Origin of the sequence: Prevotella sp. 10(H) (assembly GCF_000711235.1) — a bacterium.
GTDB lineage: Bacteria > Bacteroidota > Bacteroidia > Bacteroidales > Dysgonomonadaceae > Dysgonomonas.
This window is the reverse complement of sequence record NZ_JOMI01000007.1, coordinates 450,071-472,100: the sequence shown is the minus strand read 5'-3', so window position 1 is coordinate 472,100 and position 22,030 is coordinate 450,071. Positions and strand designations below refer to the sequence as shown.

General features: G+C 39.0%; 16 protein-coding genes. 12 read left to right on the top strand and 4 right to left on the bottom strand.

Translation table 11 applies throughout. From position 1 onward, the window contains the following. Positions 1-478 precede the first annotated feature (478 nt). The 9 genes from atpD (at position 479) to K348_RS0113490 (ending at position 7,703) form a co-directional block, all read left to right on the top strand. Positions 479-1,993: a F0F1 ATP synthase subunit beta gene (atpD, locus tag K348_RS0113530; RefSeq protein ID WP_029905611.1), complete on the top strand. Its 1,515-nt coding sequence runs from the start codon at positions 479-481 to the stop codon at positions 1,991-1,993. 11 nt (positions 1,994-2,004) lie between these two features. Then, positions 2,005-2,253 (top strand): ATP synthase F1 subunit epsilon, encoded by a 249-nt coding sequence (atpC, locus tag K348_RS0113525; RefSeq protein ID WP_029905609.1) that lies wholly within the window; start codon positions 2,005-2,007, stop codon positions 2,251-2,253. Between the two features lie 4 nt (positions 2,254-2,257). Further along, positions 2,258-2,656 carry a hypothetical protein gene (locus K348_RS0113520; protein ID WP_029905607.1) on the top strand — a complete coding sequence of 133 codons (399 nt, stop codon included), beginning with the start codon at positions 2,258-2,260 and terminating at the stop codon, positions 2,654-2,656. A gap of 3 nt (positions 2,657-2,659) precedes the next feature. Beyond that, positions 2,660-3,757, top strand: coding sequence for a F0F1 ATP synthase subunit A (gene atpB / locus K348_RS0113515; protein ID WP_029905598.1), 1,098 nt, complete (start codon positions 2,660-2,662; stop codon positions 3,755-3,757). A 51-nt stretch (positions 3,758-3,808) separates the two neighbouring features. Next, entirely contained in the window at positions 3,809-4,057 is a 249-nt protein-coding gene (atpE, locus tag K348_RS0113510) for an ATP synthase F0 subunit C (protein WP_006799681.1), read from the top strand. A gap of 24 nt (positions 4,058-4,081) precedes the next feature. Further along, a complete protein-coding gene (gene atpF, locus K348_RS0113505; RefSeq protein ID WP_029905596.1) occupies positions 4,082-4,582 on the top strand; it encodes a F0F1 ATP synthase subunit B in 501 nt (166 codons plus the stop codon). Between the two features lie 5 nt (positions 4,583-4,587). Further along, positions 4,588-5,142, top strand: coding sequence for a F0F1 ATP synthase subunit delta (locus tag K348_RS0113500; protein ID WP_029905587.1), 555 nt, complete (start codon positions 4,588-4,590; stop codon positions 5,140-5,142). Positions 5,143-5,224: 82 nt separating this feature from the next. Next, the gene (atpA, locus tag K348_RS0113495; RefSeq protein ID WP_029905585.1) at positions 5,225-6,811 is read left to right on the top strand and encodes a F0F1 ATP synthase subunit alpha; all 1,587 of its coding nucleotides are present in this window, start codon (positions 5,225-5,227) and stop codon (positions 6,809-6,811) included. A 7-nt stretch (positions 6,812-6,818) separates the two neighbouring features. Then, positions 6,819-7,703, top strand: a complete 885-nt coding sequence (locus K348_RS0113490; protein WP_029905583.1) for a F0F1 ATP synthase subunit gamma — start codon at positions 6,819-6,821, stop codon at positions 7,701-7,703. Positions 7,704-7,862: 159 nt separating this feature from the next. On the opposite strand, the gene K348_RS0113485 is transcribed toward K348_RS0113490, so the two are convergent. From K348_RS0113485 to K348_RS0113470, 4 genes are all read right to left on the bottom strand, one after another. Next, entirely contained in the window at positions 7,863-9,794 is a 1,932-nt protein-coding gene (locus tag K348_RS0113485) for a RagB/SusD family nutrient uptake outer membrane protein (RefSeq protein ID WP_029905580.1), read from the bottom strand. Between the two features lie 15 nt (positions 9,795-9,809). Next, complete coding sequence (locus K348_RS0113480; protein WP_029905578.1) at positions 9,810-13,061, bottom strand: TonB-dependent receptor; 3,252 nt, start codon at positions 13,059-13,061, stop codon at positions 9,810-9,812. Between the two features lie 212 nt (positions 13,062-13,273). Then, positions 13,274-13,594 carry a hypothetical protein gene (locus K348_RS0113475; protein ID WP_029905576.1) on the bottom strand — a complete coding sequence of 107 codons (321 nt, stop codon included), beginning with the start codon at positions 13,592-13,594 and terminating at the stop codon, positions 13,274-13,276. Between the two features lie 184 nt (positions 13,595-13,778). Continuing rightward, the gene (locus tag K348_RS0113470; protein ID WP_029905574.1) at positions 13,779-16,073 is read right to left on the bottom strand and encodes a GH92 family glycosyl hydrolase; all 2,295 of its coding nucleotides are present in this window, start codon (positions 16,071-16,073) and stop codon (positions 13,779-13,781) included. A gap of 314 nt (positions 16,074-16,387) precedes the next feature. Here K348_RS0113470 and K348_RS0113465 point away from each other — a divergent pair, with 314 nt between their 5' ends. The 3 genes from K348_RS0113465 to K348_RS0113455 all read left to right on the top strand — a co-directional run bounded on the left by K348_RS0113465 (position 16,388) and on the right by K348_RS0113455 (position 22,016). Further along, positions 16,388-16,987: an RNA polymerase sigma factor gene (locus K348_RS0113465; RefSeq protein ID WP_231496789.1), complete on the top strand. Its 600-nt coding sequence runs from the start codon at positions 16,388-16,390 to the stop codon at positions 16,985-16,987. A gap of 135 nt (positions 16,988-17,122) precedes the next feature. Next, on the top strand, positions 17,123-18,334 hold the full coding sequence (locus K348_RS0113460; protein WP_051697874.1) for a FecR family protein: 1,212 nt from the start codon (positions 17,123-17,125) through the stop codon (positions 18,332-18,334). A gap of 238 nt (positions 18,335-18,572) precedes the next feature. Beyond that, entirely contained in the window at positions 18,573-22,016 is a 3,444-nt protein-coding gene (locus tag K348_RS0113455) for a SusC/RagA family TonB-linked outer membrane protein (protein ID WP_197027664.1), read from the top strand. Positions 22,017-22,030 lie beyond the last annotated feature (14 nt).

Below are 22,030 nucleotides of genomic sequence, written 5' to 3'. Positions count from 1 at the left end.
ATAAAAAATTAAAGCCCAAGAAACCAAAATAGCAATCATTATATTATATATTTCATTTTTTTGAATAAAATACTTAAGTAGAATAATACCTGACAAAAGTACAATAAAAAACAAAAAAATAGCTGATCGAATAATAGTTTCATTTTACAATAAAGCCCTAATATTTAATAAATAAAAACATTCTTGTTAAGTAAAGTTTAAAAATAGTAAGTATACTTATTTTTTTTGTTTTTGGTAAGAGTAATAAAAACTAATAATGTTTATATTTGCCTCGACATTGAAAGAAGTGTCTGATGCCATAAAAAAAATGTACAGAAAGGCTTCAAAACTTACAGGTTCTGTAAAAGTTTTATTAATTTTATGACTTTTATATTTTAAGCCCTGAGCAGAGGGGAACTTCGGTAGTTAAAACTTGCCGGGCATACCCTATATAAAACGAACGGAAATAATTAAAAAACAAATATAAATAGATAAGCTTATGTCACAAATTGTTGGGCATGTTTCTCAGGTTATTGGTCCGGTGGTGGACGTATTTTTTGATACTACCAATCCCTCTCTCAATCTTCCTAACATCAATGATGCCCTTGAAATTAAAAGGCCCGACGGGCATTCTTTGATTCTCGAAGTAAAACAGCACATAGGTGAAGATACGGTTCGTGCCGTAGCTATGGACAGTACAGACGGCCTCAGCCGCGGATTAGAGGTGCAGCCGTTAGGGTCACCTATCCGTATGCCAATAGGAGAACAGATAAAAGGACGGCTAATGAACGTCGTAGGTGACGCCATAGACGGTATGTCTGCCTTAGATAAGAAAGACGGGAATCCGATACATCGGGAAGCTCCTAAATTTGATGAATTGCAAACTACCCGCGAAGTTCTTTTCACCGGAATAAAAGTAATCGACCTGCTCGCTCCTTATGCCAAAGGCGGTAAGGTAGGACTTTTTGGCGGTGCCGGTGTAGGTAAAACGGTATTGATCCTCGAATTAATTAATAATATGGCCAAAGCGCATGATGGCTACTCTGTCTTTGCTGGTGTGGGAGAACGTACCAGAGAAGGGAATGACTTGTTGCGCGAAATGATAGAAGCGAAAGTGATCCGTTACGGAGATGAATTCGAAAAAAGCATGGAAGAAGGCCACTGGGATTTATCCAAAGTAGACCCTAAAGAGTTGGAAAAGTCTCAGCTTTCTCTTGTGTTCGGTCAGATGAACGAACCTCCGGGCGCACGTTCTTCGGTAGCACTTTCAGGACTTACAATAGCCGAATCGTTCCGTGATGCAAAATCGGACGGGCCTAAAGATATACTTTTCTTCATTGACAATATATTCCGTTTCACTCAAGCAGGTTCTGAAGTATCTGCCTTGTTAGGCCGTATGCCTTCGGCTGTAGGTTACCAGCCTACTTTGGCGACTGAGATGGGTGCTATGCAGGAAAGGATCACATCTACTAAAAACGGGTCTATCACATCTGTACAGGCAGTATATGTACCTGCCGATGACTTGACCGACCCTGCTCCGGCCACAACTTTCACCCACTTGGACGCAACAACGGTACTCGACCGTAAGATTACCGAATTAGGAATATATCCGGCCGTAGACCCGCTTGGCTCCACATCCCGAAGCCTCGAACCGGGAGTTGTTGGACAGGAACATTACGATACGGCTCAACGCGTAAAAGAAATACTTCAACGTAATAAAGAGTTGCAGGATATCATTGCTATTCTGGGTATGGAAGAGCTTTCGGATGAAGATAAAATAACGGTGAACCGTGCAAGACGGGTACAACGTTTCTTATCCCAGCCGTTCAACGTGGCAGAACAGTTTACCGGAGTACCGGGAGTGATAGTGGATATTCACGATACGATCAAAGGATTCCAGACTATACTCAACGGAGATGTGGATTATTTACCTGAACAGGCATTCCTTAATGTAGGAACCATAGAGAATGCTATAGAAAAAGGTAAGAAGATATTGGCACAGGCTGCCGAATAAAATAGTAGAATATGAGAAAATCAGAACTCCAACTCAATATCATATCAGCAGAAAAGAAGCTGTTTTCAGGAGCGGTATCTTCCGTTGTTATTCCGGGTATATCGGGAAAATTCGGTGTACTGCCGGATCATGCACCTTTAATTTCACCTTTACAAAAAGGAGAGATCGTATATACGGTGAACGGAACCGAGCAAACAGTGGAAGTAAATGGTGGTATAGCAGAGGTCAACAATGGAGTTGTGACAATCTGTGTAGCGTAGGAGAATGAATTTTAAAGTCAAATTAGTTATTTCGATTATCATATTCGGTATATTATTGGGAGCCGCCATACAAGCCTTATTTTATTATGTATTCCCTCAATATTATCCGAATTGGTACGAAGGTATTTTGCTCTTTTTCCTGATATTGGAATCATTGATTCTTATATATGTCGAATCGGCCAGCAATAAAGTCACATCGAGGCAGATGCTGAATACATATATGCTGACCAAAGTGGTAAAAGTATTTGCAGCCCTGATATTTGTAGGTGCGTATGCAATTATAGTCAAGGAAAATATAAAAAGTTTTGTTCTCATATTTATGGTCTTCTATCTCTTGTTTTTGGGCTTTGAAGCCTTCCTGTTCCTGAAGATAGAGAAACGCTTAAAGAAAAAACAACAATAGTATATGAAACTCTATTTGAAATATATAACAGTCGCGGTACTACTCTTTGCATTCACTGCATTGCAGCCTGTTTTGGCACAAGACAGCCATGAAGAAAAGGTTGAGGAAGAGATGAATGTAAAAGGCCTGATACTCGATCACCTTGCCGACTCTTATGAATGGCATATGGCGACATTCGGCGATTTTCACATGACTATCCCCCTGCCTATCATCGTAAAAGGCGAAACCAGCGGATGGCATATATTTATGTCTACTAAATTTCATCACGGGCATGAAGCACATGAAGGTTTCTATATCGCACCGGAAGGAAAATATAAAGGCAAGATTGTAGAAAAAAACGCAGCCGGTGAGGAAGTTCGTCCAATAGATATATCCCTGACGAAGAATGCTACAAGCCTTATTTTCAGTTCGACATTACTTATTATTCTTATAATGAGTGTTTCCCGATGGTACAAGAAACAAGCAAAAGCGGGTGAAAGAAAGGCACCGAAAGGTTTTGTCGGATTTATGGAAATGTTCATCATGAGCGTGCAGGATGATATTATAAAACCGTGTGTGGGTAAGAATTACAGAAAATTCTCTCCGTATCTGCTAACGGTCTTCTTTTTTATCTTCCTGAATAATATACTGGGGCTTATACCGATCTTTCCCGGTGGGGCAAATGTTACGGGTAATATAGCTGTAACTTTGGTGCTTGCTGTAGCTACATTCCTTACCGTCAATTTCTTTGGCACAAAGGAATACTGGAAAGAAATATTTAATCCTTATGTACCGTCGTGGCTGAAACCTCTGATGATCCCTATAGAGATTGTCGGAGTATTTACAAAGCCTTTTGCCTTGATGATTCGTCTTTTTGCCAACATTCTGGCCGGGCACTCTATTGTACTCGGATTGACCTGTCTGATATTTGTTACGGCAAATCTGGGTACGGTTATCAATAGTTCGATGACGGTTGTTTCCATTGTACTGACAATATTTATCAGCTTTGTGGAAATACTGGTGGCTTACATTCAGGCATATGTATTTACGATGTTATCAGCCGTATTTATCGGATTGGCACAAGCGGAGCCGCATCATCAGCATGTAGAAGAAAATCATTAATAATAGAATATAGAAAACAAAAAATAATTAACTAATTAAAAGTAAAAGATTATGTTACTATCAACTTTATTACAAGCAGCAGAAGCTGCAAGCTTAACAGGTTTTGGTGCTGCACTGGGTGCAGGATTAGCTGTAATCGGAGCAGGTATCGGTATCGGTAAGATCGGTAGTTCTGCAATGGAAGGTATTGCCCGTCAGCCTGACGCTGCAGGTGATATCCGTACATCTATGATTATTGCGGCTGCACTGGTAGAAGGGGTTGCCCTGTTTGCAGTTGTGGTATGTGGATTTATTCTTTAATCGAATATATAAAAACAAAAAATCATGGATTTGCTATTACCTGAATCTGGTCTTCTTTTTTGGATGTGTATATCATTCATTGTAGTAGCTATCATTGTCGGTAAATTCGGTTTTCCCGTAATTACCAAAATGGTGGACGAACGCAAGAATTATATACAGGACTCGCTCGATGCCGCACAAAAAGCGAACGAGCAGCTTGCCAAAATAAAAGAAACAAGCGATGAGATATTATCGTCGGCCAAAACAGAACAGGTGAAAATCTTGAAAGAGGCTGCTGATACGCGCGACCGTATAATCAACGAAGCACGTGAGCAAGCTAAAGTTGCAGGGAGAAAAGAACTCGAAGAAATAAGAAAGCAGATACAAGCGGAAAAAGATCAGGCTATCCGCGACATCCGTCGTCAGGTAGCCGAGCTTTCCGTCGATGTGGCCGAAAAAGTTCTTCGCGAATCTTTAAAAACCCCTAAGGAACAAATGTCAATGATTGATCGCCTGGTTGATGAAGCTATGGTATCTAAATCTTAACTGTTATGAATGAAGGGATGATTTCGAAGCGATATGCTAAAGCCTTATTGCAGTTTGCTATAGAAAGCAAATCCGAAGACACTTTGTTTTCGGAAATGAAGAAACTGGCGGCGGTATTCAGTGCCGAACCGCGATTGCGTATGGCTATGGATAATCCTACATTGACTGCAGAAGATAAACTCGGACTGATAGGTGCTGCCCTTGGCGGCAAGGTAAGTGTTGAGTTTAAAAAGTTTGTGGAACTTGTTGTAAAGAATAAGAGAGAAACATATCTTCGGAATATTGCACTGTCATATGTCGATATATATTGTGAATCGAAACATATAAATACAGGTAAGCTGATTACAGCCACTCCTGTCGACAGTGCCGTCATACAGAAGATGAAAGGTTTGTTGCAAAAGATAAAACCCGGTACTCTCGATTTTGAAACAGTTGTTGATACGGAGATAGAAGGTGGCTTTATTCTACATATCGACACCTACAGGCTGGATGCAAGCGTTAAGACGCAGTTGAAACAGATTAAACAGCAGTTTATTGCCGAAAACAGTAAGATGATTTAACCAATTAGCTAATGAGTAAATTAGCGGATTCGAAAATGTGATTTGCTAATTTCTGAATTTTCAAATTTTCAAATTAAAATTTATGTCTGAAAATATAAAAGCAAGCGAAGTTTCCGAAGTGCTGAAAATGCAGCTGGAGAATATAAGTAGCCGCGTCCAATTTGATGAAGTGGGTACTGTACTCGAAGTAGGAGACGGTGTTGTTCGCATATATGGACTTAAGAATGCGGAAGCTAACGAACTTCTCGAATTCGACAATGGCATTATGGCTGTTGTGATGAACCTCGAAGAAGACAATGTGGGAGCCGTATTACTTGGTCCGTCCGATCAGATCAAAGAAGGATTTACAGTAAAACGTACAAAGAGAATCGCTTCTATCAAGGTAGGAGAAGGGATGCTCGGACGCGTTATTACCCCTCTTGGTGAACCGTTGGACGGCAAAGGTCCTATCACAGGCGAACTACTTGAAATGCCTTTGGAACGTAAAGCTCCGGGGGTTATCTATCGCCAGCCGGTTACACAACCGTTGCAAACAGGACTAAAAGCCGTGGATGCTATGATTCCTATCGGGCGTGGCCAGCGTGAGCTCATTATTGGTGACCGCCAAACCGGAAAGACGGCTATTGCCATCGATACTATCATAAATCAGAAATCTAATTTCGATGCAGGAGACCCTGTATATTGCATTTATGTAGCGATCGGACAAAAGGCATCGACTGTTGCCAACATTGTAGAAACGCTCAAAGAAAAAGGTGCACTCCAATATTCTATTATAATATCAGCTACTGCTGCAGAACCTGCGGCATTGCAATATTTCGGTGCATTTGCAGGAGCAGCTATCGGGGAGTATTTCCGCGATACAGGCCGTCATGCTTTAGTAGTATATGATGACTTATCAAAACAAGCGGTGGCATATCGTGAAGTATCCCTGATACTTCGTCGTCCACCGGGACGTGAAGCCTATCCGGGTGACGTATTTTATCTACACTCCCGTTTACTGGAACGTGCTGCTAAAATCATTAGCCAGCAGGAAGTTGCAGAGCAGATGAATGACTTGCCACCTAGCCTTAAGGGCAAAGTAAAAGCCGGAGGTTCACTCACAGCGCTACCTATTATCGAGACTCAGGCTGGTGACGTGTCGGCATATATTCCTACAAATGTGATTTCGATTACCGACGGACAGATATTCCTCGACGGAGACTTGTTCAACTCTGGTATTCGTCCGGCTATCAATGTTGGTATATCCGTTTCGCGTGTGGGTGGCTCTGCTCAGATAAAGGCTATGAAAAAAGTGGCCGGCACACTGAAAATCGACCAAGCCCAATATCGTGAGCTGGAAGCATTTACCCAATTCGGAGGTGACTTGGATGCCGTAACTGCAATGACTATAGACAAAGGTAAAAAGAATACTGTATTGCTGGTTCAACCACAATATGCACCGATGCCAGTAGAAAAGCAAATCGCTATACTATATTGCGGAACAAACGGTCTGTTGAGACAAGTTCCGGTAGATAAAGTACATGAGTTTGAAACTCAGTTTTTGAGAACGCTGGAAATGCAATATCAAGCCGATGTGCTGGATGTTCTGAGGAAAGGTATTATCAACGAAGATATAGAGAAGATTATCAGGCAGGTTGCACAAGATACAGCCGCCCAATACAAAAGCTGATTAAATTATGGCATCTCTTAAGGAAATAAAAAACAGAATCGGTTCGGTAAGAAGTACAAAAAAAATCACTTCGGCAATGAAGATGATTGCTTCCTCCAAGCTTCATAAGGCGCAGGCTGCGATAAATAACTTTTTACCTTATCAGGCAAAGCTGGATGCCATTCTGACCAATCTCTTATCTTCGGATACCGGCTACGATTCACCTTTTACCCAAACAAGGGAAGTGAAACGCGTTGCTATAGTTGCATTCGCCTCTAACTCGTCGCTTTGCGGTGCATATAATGCAAATGTCATTAAAGAATTCAATACGACATATAGTAAATACAGTGCTCTGGGACGGGACAACATTTTGATATATCCTGTAGGTAAAAAGATAGCCGATGCCGTAAAAAAACAAGGTCTGATATCGCAGGGAGACTACAGGGAAATGGCCGAAAAACCATCCTATCCACTTGTACAGGATTTGGCAAAAGACCTGATAAAAAAGTACATCGATAAGGAAATAGACGAAGTGGTATTGATATACCATCATTTTATTTCTACAGGTTCTCAAAAACTGAGGAATGTACTACTTTTACCATTCGACTTAAGCCATAATCAACCGGATAACTCAGCTAACAATAATACGCAGACCGATTATATTCTGGAACCTTCGAAAGAGGAGATATTGGAATCGTTAATCCCGACAGTATTATATTCTCGCTTATATGCTGCCCTGCTCGATGCCAATGCCTCGGAACATGCTGCACGTACCGTTGCAATGCAGATTGCTTCGGACAATGCTGATGAGTTGGTACAAGACTTGATTATTCAGTATAATAAATCGCGTCAGCAGGCTGTAACAAATCAGCTTTTAGATATTATCGGCGGTGCTTCTGCTTTACAAGGTTAATATATTTAAATTACCTTAAATAAAAACACTTTCAGACTCGGTCTGAAAGTGTTTTCTTCTTAATTAACCCTCTATACCTAATTACTTAAATGTAATTATTTTATTTTTAAAGGAGGAAAGATATAACTCCCCTCCTTCTTAGATAACCAGAGCAATTATCTACCAACCTGGATTCTGAACCAGATTCAAATCTCTTTGCAATTCTGACTGCATAATAGGCCAGTAATAATGTTTAGGAGCCTCAAATATTCGGATTTCTTTACAAAAACGCTCCATTCTGTACTTTTTACCGCCTACTTCGATCTTACCATTAGTATCTTCAACCGGAATCATACCATTAATCATACGCTGACATTTCGGATATGGCTGATGATACAATTCCCAATATTTTTTAGATCTTTCATTATTTGTCGACCCTGCGGCAAGCCATTGTTTTTCCTTATCTAATTCGGACTGAGTAGTCGGCTCCAGATAGAAACGGGTTTCAAAAGTTCTCTTATTTTCATAGAAGAATTCTACACGACGCTCACGCTTGATATATTCACGCATCAACTCCTTATTAGTTTTACATTCAGGTGGCATCGGCGCCATAAAGGCACGTGCTCTTACTGTATTTACCAGATCATATATTTCCTGATTAGGACTTGAAATCTCATTGACTGCTTCAGCATAGATATAAATAAATTCAGGCAGGCGCCAGATTGGAGGTGCACTGATGGAAACACTTCCAACCCTATTCCATGCTTCCTGAAAATATTTGCGAAGGTAATATCCGGTTGTTGTTGCATTATTTTCTCCAATTTTATCAGCTCCTTCTGCCGTATTGGTTGTAGAAGGATTGTTATCTCCATCGCGGAATGCAGCACCATGAAAGATGATGTCACGATAGAAACGCGGATCACGCTTAACTGAGAAATAAGGGTTTCCATCATCATAACCGTCAGATATAGCTCTATTGGCATAGATAGGATAGCCATAGCCATCAGGCCCGATATATTCATATTCATCTACCTGTTCCTGAACAGGCTGCTGACGGGAACTTCCCTTCCGGCTAGGAGGATAAACATCTCCAAACCATCCTTCATACTTATCTTTCGTTACAAACCAAACAGCTTCATTTTTAAAAGCTTCTTCATCATAATACATTCTCCATAAACGTCTGTAAACGGTAGAGTTACTTGTATTCTGATTGCCGCTATCAGTAAAATCTGTATCTGATTCCTTTGTATATAATGAATAACGAGGAACTCCATCAGCCTTAAGGTCAAGAACAGCCTTAGCTGCATCGCGTGCTGCTTCCCAACGTTTTACATCATAAGCATATTCCGATTCGAACTGCCGCTGACCAGTGTAACCATAATTAGCAGCTCCATTATACAAAGGTAAAGCAGCCACCCATCTTGAGATTGCAATCAATCCAAGACAAGCACCCTGATCTACACGTGCAAAGTGGATACCGGTTTGTCTAGGAGGTAAACGCTTGATACCTTCATTGGCATCGGCTACAATTTTCTCTATGACTGAATGAACAGACTCTTTCTGAAAATCCATAGGGTCATCGACATCTACAACATAATCCATATAAGGGATTTCACCATAGATACGCACCAAAAGGTAATGAAGATAACCTCTAAGGAAATAAACCTCACCTATTCTTTTTTGTAAATCTCCGGGATTGATAGGATCGTCCGGCGTTTTATATTTCTCGATGCCGGCAAGAATAACATTTGCTCTTCTGATAGTGTTATAGATGCCTTTCCAAAACATGTCATCGTTAGGTTGTGGTATTGTAGTAGGGCTCCAGTCTCCCGTATTATAACGGTTTGTCAAATTACCTTCAACATTAGTTCCCTCCGCTTCATCTGTTAATCCTGCTGAAGAAAAGTGCGATAGCCACGTCAAGGGAGCGTTACATCTTTTAGATCTTAAATATAAATCAGTAACAAGCTGATTCACCCTATTGTAACTCTCAAATGTTTTTGCTTCAGAAATTTGATCATCCGGCTGCTTATCCAGATATTCGCTGCAAGCGGTAAGAGATACTAACATTAATGCTATTAAGCAGATTAAGATATATTTAAAACTTTTCATATTCTTACTGATTTATTAAAATGTAATATCCACACCAAAATTAAACACCTTCAATATCGGATACCAATCTCCGCCTCCGTTCTTCATTTCAGGGTCTACGTCTACATCTCCGAGTTTGTCCCAAGTTATGAGGTTCTGAGCCTGAGCATATACTCTTACATTACTCAATCCTGCTACTTTTATTAACTTGCGAGGAATAGAATAACCGAGTTCAATATTCTTTAGCCTTATATATTTGCCGTCATACATATACAAAGTGCTGTTTTCATTTTTGTTATTGGAATGAGTACCCAGATGCAAAGCCGGATATTTGGCTGTTGCTGCGGTCTCAGGTGTCCATCTATCCAGATGTAAAGGTCTTACTCTACCTATTTTATCTTGATCGAAATTAGGGAAATCAAATACAGCAGCATCTTTCAACATGATATTACAATTTGCAGCACCCTGAAATAATACACTAAAATCGAAATCTTTATATTGCAACGTTATTGGCAAGCCGAATTGTATTTCAGGGCTACGAGGATAACCCATGGCCATACGGTCATTCATATCAGTGATTTTACCATCTCCGTCGAGGTCTTTATAGACAACATCTCCAGGAATAAGAGTACCCCATGGCTGATATTTCGATGCATTTAATCTATCGGCCTCGGCCTGATCGGCAACAAAATGGTCGAATACATAAAGCATATTTACATCCAACGGTTGACCCGTTTTTCTTCTCCAGGCATATTGATATATCACTTCATTCATGTAATCTACTTTGTTGCGGGCAAATGTGAAATTTGGCCGGATATTATACCTGAAGTCTTTACCTATTTTATCGGCCCAAGTAATTTCAAATTCAATTCCGTGATTCTTTATCCGTCCTGAATTCATGCGAGGCGACTCTTTACCGATTATTTCCGGAAAGCCTAACTTATCCGCATCTTTCAGTTCTGTTATGATATCATATCTGTCTTCGTGGAAATAATCGAACGATACCCTTAATCTTTGTTTAAAGAAATTAGCATCTAATCCTATATTTAGTTTTTTTGCTTTTTCCCAGGTCAACAATTTATTTGCTAAGCTACCTTCTCTAAAGCCTCCGGGGTTAGTCCCAAATCCGTTTTCTCCAAAATCGTAACCTTCTCCACTCTGGAAAAACTGCAAGTATCCAAATCTATCGCCCGGCAATTTATCACTACCAACCAAGCCATAAGATCCTCTGATTTTGAAAAAGTCTAACCAAGATCTGGTTCCTTCCATAAACGATTCGTTAGATAAAGCCCATCCGATAGAACCTGCCGGGAAAAAGCCATAGCGTTTTTCTTTAATGAAGTTTTCGGAACCATTATAACCAAAATTGAATTCAGCAAAATAACGGTCTGAGAAATTATAAGTAAATTGTCCGGTGAGGCCCTGATATCTGTGGTCTGCCCTGACTTTATCTCCATCATATTGTCCTTCGGTAGAACGATTGAAAAGGACTAAACCCGATACATTATGCTTTTGGTTAAAAGCTTCCTGATACATCATCTTCAACTGGTAATATGATCTGTTAGAAGGATTCTTCTGCTCAAATTTATTACCCACAGACTGGTCTGCATCATATTTATTTCCGGTAGTATATGCCCCGTTATAATATCCGGGAGTTCTGAATACACCGGTTCCGCCATCCGCATTTGAAGCTGTAAATGTAGCGTAACCAGGATATTTACGATAACCTTCATCATAAGTTTCGACCTCTCTTCTTATCCATTGCTCTTCACGTGCATCATAAGAAAATGTACCTTCTACTTTTAGTCCTTTCACTATAAAATCTAAGTCATAACCCATAGAGAAACTACCTTCAAGGGTGGTAAATTTTTGAGTATGATAACCCGAACGGGACAATTCACCCAAAAGATTGAAGCGATATAATCCGTCACCGAATAACATTCCCTGAGGATTTTTGCTTATATAGCTTACATTTGCAGGATTATCATTACTGTCTAATACAATTGGTAGATACGGAGGTTGTGTCATTGCCAGATTTACCAAGCGTCCGGCACTGGAACCAATATTCGTACGATCTGTGATGCGTGCACCTAAGTCTAGTTTAACCCAAAACTTATCCGTGATATCTACGTCAATATTCGAACGGAAATTATATTTTTTAAATTTAGGAGATGTGTCAAAGTCAGAAAGATCGACATGGTCGTAGTTTGTTCCCTGATCCATATATCCGGCCATAACAAAATAGCGTACTTTGTCAGTACCTCCACGCACAGAAAGATTATAATTCTGTTGGAAAGCCGGTTTGAACATATAGTCGAAATAGTCCCAGTCGTATCCGAGTCCATTTCTGTAGTCTGCAATCGCCTGATCAGTGAAAGGAGCTACATAATTACCCAGCGAACCATTCATTATAGCATCATTACGGCTAGCTTCATTATACAATGTTGCATAATCGGCAGAACCTAAAAGATTAGGTGTTTTTCCGACCTGATTAAATCCGACAGAAGCCTTAAAGTTTACTGTTGCCCTTTCAGAAGCCTGTCCGCGTTTAGTCCTGATTACGATAACACCATTAGCCCCTCTGATACCATAAGGTGCTGTAGAAGCGGCATCTTTAAGGATAGTAAAAGAGTCTATCTCATCTGCTGCCAGATAAGACATATCGCGTTCTACTCCGTCTACGATAACTATCGGAGATTGATCGCCATATGTAGATTTACCGCGGATAAATAATTGTGCCTTATCTGCTCCGGGTTCACCTCCGTCGAATTGGTTAACAATCAATCCCGGAAGACGTCCGGCTAGTGCATTATTTATGTTTGCAGTAGGGCTTTGCACTAGGTCTTTTGTGGTAATAGTCGCAACTGCACCGGTAATACTTTCCCTTTTCTGTGTAGTATATCCCACGACAACTACTTCATCCAATGCTTTTATGTCTTCAAGAAGCTCGACGGTCAGAGTAGTCCTTCCTTCCAGGTCTATCTGCTGGGCCTGAAAACCTATATAAGAAAAGACCAGCGTTGCATCGGCATAAGGTACTTTTAGAGTAAAGTTACCGTCAACATCGGTCATTGTGGCAATATTAGTTCCTCTTACTACCACACTAACGCCGGGCAAAGTTTCTTTTGTAGTACTATCTAATACTTTCCCTGTCACTTCTTTCCGGTCTTGAAGAGTTTCATGAACAGTAGCCGAAATATACTGTGTACCACCCATAGCTAATATTGCTAATATGAGCAGTCCAGTTCTCAGGCACTTAAACACTTTTTGGGTAAAAATGTATTTCATAATAGATTAATTAAAGTTAGTGATTTGTATTTTTTTCTTTTTTGATATAGGAGAATGAATATCAATTATATGTGATGTGTTAATCTGGGTCTTTAGTATAAGATGCACATATAATGTATTATCTCCTTTTTTTCTTTTTCATTTCTCCATAGGCACAATATTTAGGTTATTAATCTGATTAACAGGTATATGTTTAATTATCAATTATAAGCCTAAACATCAGGGATAGGGATATGAAAAAGCCGCACCGGGAAAAAATCATTTCCCCCGATGCGGCTTTTGGACACAGAAAATTGATGCAGAATATTTTTTATAATACCTGCATTATTGCTTATTAAAACTTTTTTCTTTAAACTTTGTGTGCGTGAGCTTGTGTCATGCTCTCTCTCTCTCTCTCTCTCTCTCTCTCTCTCTCTCTCTCTCTCTCTCTCTCTCTCTCTCTCTATTAAAATAGTGTTAAGTGCCAAATTTTCAGAAGAAAAAATAGCATTTATAATTGTTATAATTTGTATATTTTTTGAGGTTATATACATATATAAGAAGAAAAATTTAAAGTATTTTCAGATTTATGAAACGCAAATATACATAAAAACTAAAAAAATTAACACACAATATTAATTAATATAAAAAATATAGCAGTAAAAAAACTTGCAAAAAAGAGTATATAAATGCGCCATGGCGTATTTATATACTCTTTTGGTATTTTAAGACACTTTTTTAATTCATCTCGTTAGAGAAGGAATATGGATAATCCAATTCATTTATTCCTCTGTTCTTATTAGGTGATTCGCTCATGATGTAATTTATTGTAGCGCCTTTGAGAAGGACATCATGCGTGAAATAATTCTTAGTATGAGTCTTCTTATTTACACTGATAGAAGATATATATCTATTCTTTTTGCTGTTATTATCTGTTTTGATTATTACTTTTTTCCCATTTTCGAGATTAAGTGTTACCGATTTGAATAAGGGCGACCCGATAATATATTCATCAGTACCCGGACATACAGGATAGAAACCTAAAGCCGAAAAAACATACCAAGCCGATGTCTGGCCATTATCTTCGTCTCCACAATAACCGTCAGGATTCGGATTATATAATTTATCCATTATTTCACGAACCCAATACTGCGATTTCCACGGTTCTCCGGAATAGTTGTACAGATAAACCATATGTTGTATCGGCTGATTTCCATGTGCATATTGTCCCATATCCATCACCTGCATCTCCCTCATTTCGTGGATTACTCTCCTACTCTGCATACCTTTACTTCCCGGCACAATAAATACGGAATCCATCATCGTATTGAACTCCTTCTTACCGCCCATAATATCTATAAGACCTTTAGGGTCGTGGAAGACACAGAAACTCCAGTGCCAGCTGTTCCCTTCACAAAATACGTTGCTCCAGTCTTCAGCTTTAAAATTCTTATCGAATTCTCCATTCTCGCTACGACCGGTCATTAACTTGAACTGCGGATTATATAGATTCTTATAATTCATCGCCCTATCGGCATATATCTTTATCTCGCTCTCTGGTTTACCCAAAGCCCTGCCTAATTGATATATCGTCCAGTCGTTATAGGCATATTCCAAAGTGCGGGCTCCGTTCTGTCCAATATTGACATCGTTCGGGATATAACCTAATTTGTTGTAATGCTGATAACCCAATCGTCCGGTAGCCGATACTTTCGGATGAACATTATTCGCATCATGCTTTAATGCTTCCCATAATGTTTCTATATCATATCCCCTAAGACCTTTCATATAAGCATCGGACACTACGGATGCCGAATTATTGCCAACCATAATATTACGATGCCCGGGACTGGCCCATTCCGGTAAGAAACCACTTTCTTTATAGGCATTTACCAATCCTTCCTGCATCTTTTCGTTCATCGACGGATACATCAGATTAAGAAACGGGAAGAGGCAACGGAACGTATCCCAAAATCCTGTATCGGTAAACATATATCCCGGAAGCACTTCGCCATTGTAAGGACTGTAATGTACAATATCTCCTTTCGAATCTATTTCGTAAAAGCTACGCGGGAACAATACCGAACGATAAAAACAGGAATAGAATGTACGCAGATTATCTACATTATCATCGTTAACTTCTATACGGCCTAATGTTTCGTTCCATATATTGCGTCCTTTTTCTGCTATCTGATCGAAGTTATCGCTTGCTAATTCTTTAAGGTTCAATTCAGCCTGCTCATAACTAATGAATGATGAAGCCACGCGCGCATGCACAATCTCTCCTCTTTTTGTAGAAAAACCAATAATTGCTCCGGTATGATTTTCTTTTGCTTCCAATTCATTTTTACGAATTTCATCATCACCTACTGTAGCCTTGTATGTAAATGGCTTATCAAAAATTACTACAAAGTAATTCTTGAAATTTTCAGGTACTCCCCCACTATTCCGTGTAGTATACCCTATGATTTTATTTTGTTCCGGAATGATCTTCACATAGGAGCCCCTGTCGAAAGCATCTACAACTACATATGAATTATCCGTCTCTGGAAATGTAAAACGAAACATAGCGGCACGGTCTGTCGGCGTTATTTCGGTTGTTATATCTGAGTCAGCAAGATATACTTTATAATAATAAGGCTTTGCTATCTCTGATTTATGAGAAAACCAGCTCGCACGCTTATCCTGATTAAATACAGGCTTATCTACTATCGGCATTATAGAAAACTGGCCATAATCATTCATCCACGGGCTTGGCTGATGAGTTTGCTTAAATCCTCGTATTTTGTCAGCAGTGTAGACATAGGTCCATCCGCTTCCCATCTCGCCTGTCTGCGGCACCCAGAAGTTCATTCCCCATGGCCGAGCTATGGCAGGATATGTATTTCCGGTCGACAATTCAAATTTTGATAAAGTTCCTGTCAATATGCTTACATAATCGACAGGTTCTGTTTTCTGCTGAGCATTCGAGGTCAATGCTATAAGAATCAGTCCTAATGAAAGGAAAAGTTTACTGAGAGATTTTTTTTTCATCTTTATATTATAGTTTAAGGGTAATCCACGAGATTCTTTCCAATTACAAACATATATTATTTTATCGGTTGTTATATTACATGACTATAAATTGGCACAGAGCGAAACGCTTTTGTCAGCCTCATATACTGTCTCTGTCATGGATAGAAGATACCACTATACTGAATATTAAAGCATTAAACATATCACCAACAGGAACGGGATAAAAAGATAAGCCATATATGACTAAATCTGATTTTTCAATGTCATATATATCCTTAGAATATAACCGTAAAATTTCATTCTAAAACTTAAAATGTTTATTTTTGTAAAAATTGAACAATAAATTGAAGGCTGCAGATTTGAATTTTGTAGAAATCTGGAACGATTTCAGAGAAGGAGATAATCAATCTTTCGCTTTGCTCTTCGAAACATTCTCGGATCCCCTGTTTAAATATGGAATGAAATTTGTTTCTGATGAGGATATAGTAAAAGATTGCATACAGGATTTATTTGTTAAATTATATAATAAGCGATCTTCACTATCTGCGACATCCAATCCGAAATTCTATCTTTTGCTTTCCTTAAAAAATTTATTGATCGACACTATATCCAGAAATAAACGTTTGGCTTATTTCTCGCCTGAAGATCTGCCTTTTATTGCTACCTACCAGTATGGAGACGACGATGAGCAGGAAGAAATAAATGAAGAGATAAGGGAGAAGTTCCAAAAAGTTCTGGAAATGCTAAATCCGAGACAAAAAGAAGCGATCTATCTGAGATTTCAACAAGATATGTCTTATGAAGAAATCTCGCAACTTTTGGGTATTAACTACCAATCGGCGCGCAACCTTATACACAGGTCTATTACAAAAATAAGGGAGAATATAGACTTCTCCGTATTCATCTTGATCTTTCTTAAGGTTTTCAACTAAAATTACAGATTAATCGTAGTTCAGACCTTCTTATATCAGGGAAAATCTTTCTTTTTCATTGATTCGCATTTTTTTTCAAATTATTGAGTACAATTTGATTATTCAAATCGTTTACTCATTAAATAATTATTTGGTATGTCAACAAATCATTCTGATAAAATTATTCTTTCACTGCTAGACAACGACGCATTCATCCAATGGGTAATAAACCCCACTACGGAATCAGACGCGTTTTGGCAAAACCAGATAAACAGGGATGAAGAACTAAAAATAAGCGCTGAAACATTGAAAAATATAATAAAAAAGCTCAAAGTCGTAGAACCAAAACTATCACAGGATGATAAGATGGAGATATGGAAAAAGATTGAGCAAAATACACTTCACGTTAAAACATCGCACCGCACATTCAGAAAAATATGGTTGCGTGGTGCTTCTATTGCAGCTATGATTTCCATTCTGGCCGGAAGTTACTGGGTTCTTTTTATCAATCAGAAGAAGAAGGCCGATACAGATTATGCTGCAATAATAACAGAAATGGATAAGGATGAAAACATGCTTCGTTCCAACCATATTATACTAACGCTGCCAAGCAACGAAAAAATTGCAACCGACAGTTCCAATATTGTATATGATAAGGAAGGAGCATCGAATATACATGCTGAACAGATTGCCAAGCCGGAAGATGAAAGCAAACCACAACTAAACCAACTGACGGTCCCTTACGGAAAGACTGCTTCGCTAACATTAAGCGACGGTACTAAAATTTGGGTCAATTCAGGAAGTAATCTGATATATCCTGCGGTATTTGCTAACGATAAAAGGGAGATATTTGTTTCGGGAGAAATATATCTCGATGTAGCAAAAGATGAGAATTGTCCCTTTATCATCAAGACAAATCATATAGATGTAAATGTATTGGGCACAAAACTGAATGTATCTGCATATAATAACGACTCGTTCCAGTCGGTAGTCTTGGTTTCAGGCTCGGTAGCTGTCAAAAGTAATGAGTTGAAAGGAGACTACGAGATATTACCTAACCAGATGTTGTCATACGGAATATCATCAAAAGATGTCAATATACAAAAAGTAGATGTTAACAATCATATATCATGGATACAAGGTTATTTACTCTTGAAGAGCGAAAGTCTGGATAATGTGTTACAAAAACTGGAAAGACATTACAATATGACTTTCTCTTACGACCGTAATGCAATTAAAAGCATCAAGGTAAGTGGTAAATTAAATTTAGGTGGAGGCATAGAAGAGGTTCTCAATTATATATCGATAACCGCTCCTATAAAATATATTATAAGCGAGAAGCATATAAAAATCGAATTAAAATCTTAGCATTAAAAAAATAATTAACCTGTAACTCAATACAAATCAAGTACAAACCTTAAAAAACATTTTGCTTATGATTAATTACCTGTCACCGACATAGGTTACAAGGGTTTTTTGAAGCCGGTAAAATATGTTAACTAAATTAAAAAAGAAGAAAAATTAATTAACTTTAATCTAAGGGAATTCTATGAAACAATTCTTAAGAAAAAGCAATTCATGTAAATTAAAAAAATACTTTCGAATTATGAAAATAGGTGTTTTTTTGATGTTCCTCAGCATTGGAGTGGCTTCCGCTACTCACAGTCAGAACACGATGCTCTCTTTGAAAGTTCAGAACAAAACTCTGAAAGATGTTTTTTATGAAATTGAAAACCAAAGTGAATACATTTTTTTCTACAATGATGAGGCCGTAAATGTTAATAAACGTGTAAATGTATCTGTCAAAAAAGCTACAATCAATGAAGTTTTAGACAAAATACTCGATAAAAACTATTCGGGCTATAGAATAGTAGACCGACAGGTGATACTGTTCAAAAACGGAGTTAATCCCGAAAGTATGGCCATAAATAGTATAAAAGAAGAGCAACAGAAAAATACTGTTACCGGAACTGTCAAAACAAAGACAGGAGAACCCATTATAGGTGTTACTGTTGTTGAAAAAGGTACTACAAACGGTGTGCATACCGATGCTGACGGTAGTTTTTCCATTACGGTATCCGGACCGAATGCCGTTCTCCAGTTTTCATCGATAGGTTATACTAAAGCCGAGGAAAAAGTCGGCAGCCGAACTTCTATGAACATTATACTAGAAGAAGAGTCTACCGATCTGGACGATGTGGTCGTTATCGGCTACCAATCAGTACAGAAGAAGTTTACAACAGGTACTGTAGCCAGTGTAGATGCTAAAGAATTAGCCAATCTTCCTACAGCCAGCCTCACCGACCTGCTTGCCGGAAAGGTAACGGGTGTTGTATCGATGAATCTCGGAGGTTCTCCAGGTGGTATGGGTGGTCTTCAACTTCGTGGAAATGCTGTCATCTCGGGAAGTTTGGGTGAAGCAAACCAATTCAGTAATCCTCTTTATGTGATAGACGGTGTACCGACGACACTGGAGGAGGTAGCAGGATATGGCAAAACCAATAACGATTATCTGGCCTCATTGAATGTGGAAGACATAGAATCAATAGACATACTGAAAGATGCATCGGCCGCAGCCATTTATGGTTCGCGTGGTGCAAACGGTGTAATCATTATTAAGACTAAAAAAGGAGAGGTAGGTAAGATGAAAGTAACCCTTAAAGCCTCTACCAGTATAAATGTACGCCCCGAACTAGCAAAGACTCCTATAGGTGCAGCCGAAAGGAGAATGAAAATGGGGCTTATATATGATACGTGGGGATATGAATCATGGAGAGAAGCTCTTCCTATTATCCTTACCGATAGTTTAAATCCATCGTTTAATAACAATATGGATTATCAGGATCTTTTCTATCAGACAGCTATACAACAGATATATGATGCCTCAATAAGGGGAGGTTCCGAAGATTTGAATTACCGCTTAGGAATAGGATATTATGATGAAGAAGGTATTATAAAAAATACCGGATTAAAGAGATATACCCTTAATGCGAATATATCTCAGAAACCTTGGCAAAGGGTAAGAAACCAGACAATTATAAACGCTTCGTATCTGGATAGGGAACCGGGAGCTTCAGACCATAATTCACGTGGCAATTTCCCTGTAAAACCGTCGGAAATGAACTCTTCTCTTTTGACGCTGACTCCAGAACAAATGCATTTCCTTAAAGGCTCGCTCGAAGATTATTACCGGACTGACCGGACTATAAATGTACAGGCTACAAATATCTTAAATGTAGACCTTTGGAAAGGAGTCGGATTCAACTCTCAGGTTAGTGTGGTATATTATAATCAGAAACGTAATGAATTTCAGCCGTCTACCCTGAATAAAGAAAAACTGGGAAAAGCTAAGAGTGATCAGAATGAGCGTTTAGGAACAAATATGGAACACTATCTGAATTATACAGGCTACATAGGAAAAGATCACAATTTAAATTTCCTGTTGGGTACGTCTTACGAGTATAACCGTACCGAGTCTATGACTATGGAGGCTGAAGGTGGTTCCGGCGATATGATAAAAACTATTAACGGATACAAACAAAGTGAATTAAAGAAGTATGAAACGACTATAGGTGAGAATGCGATGTTAAGCTACTGGACACGTTTGGGCTATCGCTTTATGGATCGTTACCAGTTAGATTTTAACTACCGTAGGGATGCTTCTTCAAGATTTGGCAAGAACAACCGCTGGGGTAATTTCTATTCGGGTGGTATATTCTGGATAGTAAGCGAAGAATCTTTCATGAAGTTTGCTGAAGACTGGCTATCGTTTGCCAAACTAAAATACACGATAGGACGTAACGGAAAGCAGTTCGCTGATAACTACTTACGTTATAATATGTATAAAATGGGCTATAATGGTTTCGATAAACCATATGTAGGTACCGGTAACCTGAATCCTAGCGGATATAATGGTGTACCATCCGCCATACAAAACTTCAAAAATCTTGCTGATAATAACTTATCTTGGGAAACCAGTATACAAACCGACCTCGGTATCGATCTGGAATTCTTCAAAAACAGGCTTTACGTATCAGCCAACTATTACAATAAAAATACAGAAGACTTATTATTCGATGTTAAATTCCCGGGTTATACAGGTTTCGAACAAGTAAAATCGAATGTAGCCGGAATACGTAATACAGGTTGGGAAATATCGGTAGATGCACATGTATTTCCTCGCAATAATGATTTAACCTTACAACTCACAGCAGGGCTGGCACATAATACAAATGTAATAACCAAGCTACCTAACGACAACAGGGATTACCTGACCGATAAATATGGTTATGTAGTAGGAAAACCGGGTCCTTTATTCAGAGGTTTAATCTACGAAGGTCCGTTAAGGAGCCTCGACGATCTGCCTGTGAATCCTTTCACCGGACAAGCTCTTGATCCTACAAAAGGCGGAATATGGGGTAAGGCGGTTCCCGGCTATCCTATGTGGCGTGATGTATCAGGCGACTATCTGGTATCAGACAACTCCGATCAGGACGTAGTCTTGGCAGAATACGATCCGAACCCTAAAGTTGCCGGACACTTTAACATTAACCTCGGCTACAAAGAATGGCAATTGAGAGTAAATACACATTTTGTCTTTGGCCGCGATGTTTACGATGAAGTAAATCAACAAGTACTGGACAGGTATAACAGAGGGGCAGACTGGGCGCATATGGCCATGATAAACATACCTGATTATGACTTCTGGTCTACAACAAATCCAAATGGTTACTATCCGTCGATAATACCTCATGCAGATGGATTATCTCCTACATACGCTTTCCGCAACCAATCATCGATGTGGTGGGAAAACGGAAGTTACTGGAAGATCAATGATATCACGCTTTCATATAATTTCGACCGCAAATGGCTAAAGAAAACCTTGAAATTAGACAGATTATATGTATTCGCAACTGCATATAATGTGTGGCAATGGCAGAAATCCGACAAACTTGTGGATGCTTCCATGGTAGATTCGAGGGGGTATGCTATAGGTGATGGATATCCGCAAGCTCGCAGATATACTTTGGGTGTAAATATTGAATTTTAATAATCAGGACTAAT

Excerpts from the sequence above, each read along its gene's own strand:
- atpD (WP_029905611.1), top strand. The coding sequence starts at position 479 with ATGTCACAAATTGTTGGGCATGTTTCTCAGGTTATTGGTCCGGTGGTG.
- atpC (WP_029905609.1), top strand. The coding sequence starts at position 2,005 with ATGAGAAAATCAGAACTCCAACTCAATATCATATCAGCAGAAAAGAAG.
- K348_RS0113520 (WP_029905607.1), top strand. The coding sequence starts at position 2,258 with ATGAATTTTAAAGTCAAATTAGTTATTTCGATTATCATATTCGGTATA.
- atpB (WP_029905598.1), top strand. The coding sequence starts at position 2,660 with ATGAAACTCTATTTGAAATATATAACAGTCGCGGTACTACTCTTTGCA.
- atpE (WP_006799681.1), top strand. The coding sequence starts at position 3,809 with ATGTTACTATCAACTTTATTACAAGCAGCAGAAGCTGCAAGCTTAACA.
- atpF (WP_029905596.1), top strand. The coding sequence starts at position 4,082 with ATGGATTTGCTATTACCTGAATCTGGTCTTCTTTTTTGGATGTGTATA.
- K348_RS0113500 (WP_029905587.1), top strand. The coding sequence starts at position 4,588 with ATGAATGAAGGGATGATTTCGAAGCGATATGCTAAAGCCTTATTGCAG.
- atpA (WP_029905585.1), top strand. The coding sequence starts at position 5,225 with ATGTCTGAAAATATAAAAGCAAGCGAAGTTTCCGAAGTGCTGAAAATG.
- K348_RS0113490 (WP_029905583.1), top strand. The coding sequence starts at position 6,819 with ATGGCATCTCTTAAGGAAATAAAAAACAGAATCGGTTCGGTAAGAAGT.
- K348_RS0113485 (WP_029905580.1), bottom strand. The coding sequence starts at position 9,794 with ATGAAAAGTTTTAAATATATCTTAATCTGCTTAATAGCATTAATGTTA.
- K348_RS0113480 (WP_029905578.1), bottom strand. The coding sequence starts at position 13,061 with ATGAAATACATTTTTACCCAAAAAGTGTTTAAGTGCCTGAGAACTGGA.
- K348_RS0113475 (WP_029905576.1), bottom strand. The coding sequence starts at position 13,594 with ATGTATATAACCTCAAAAAATATACAAATTATAACAATTATAAATGCT.
- K348_RS0113470 (WP_029905574.1), bottom strand. The coding sequence starts at position 16,073 with ATGAAAAAAAAATCTCTCAGTAAACTTTTCCTTTCATTAGGACTGATT.
- K348_RS0113460 (WP_051697874.1), top strand. The coding sequence starts at position 17,123 with ATGTCAACAAATCATTCTGATAAAATTATTCTTTCACTGCTAGACAAC.
- K348_RS0113455 (WP_197027664.1), top strand. The coding sequence starts at position 18,573 with ATGAAAATAGGTGTTTTTTTGATGTTCCTCAGCATTGGAGTGGCTTCC.